General features: G+C 54.2%; 1 pseudogene. It reads left to right on the top strand.

The window, feature by feature from the left end:
* Positions 1–113: 113 nt before the first annotated feature.
* Positions 114–365, top strand: a pseudogene (locus EN859_RS35965) (IS481 family transposase); the annotation flags it as partial.

Below are 365 nucleotides of genomic sequence, written 5' to 3'. Positions count from 1 at the left end.
CACCGAAGACGCTCGCGAATTTCTTCATGCCCTTTTTCAATAACCGGACGGCCTAGCTGTTTGATCCCGGCATTTGATGGTGCATTGTTTTCCCAAGAATGGAAGGATGCACTATGGGCCAGGTTCTTCACGGCAGCGCCACAACGACAGAGGCGATCCGTCGAACAATACAGAATAGTCAAGAGAGCCTGAGAACGCTGGCCAAGCGCTACGGGATCAACCAGAAGACCGTCGCTAAATGGAAGAAGCGGACGTCAGTTGCCGATCTGCCGAACGGCCCACAGGAGCCGAGATCGACGATCTTGTCGCTTGAGGAAGAGGCAATCGTCGTTACCTTTCGCAAGCAAACGCTGCTGCCGCTGGAT

This window comes from Mesorhizobium sp. M00.F.Ca.ET.216.01.1.1 (assembly GCF_004010325.2).
GTDB lineage: Bacteria > Pseudomonadota > Alphaproteobacteria > Rhizobiales > Rhizobiaceae > Mesorhizobium.
This window is presented reverse-complemented; position numbering and strand designations above follow the sequence as displayed.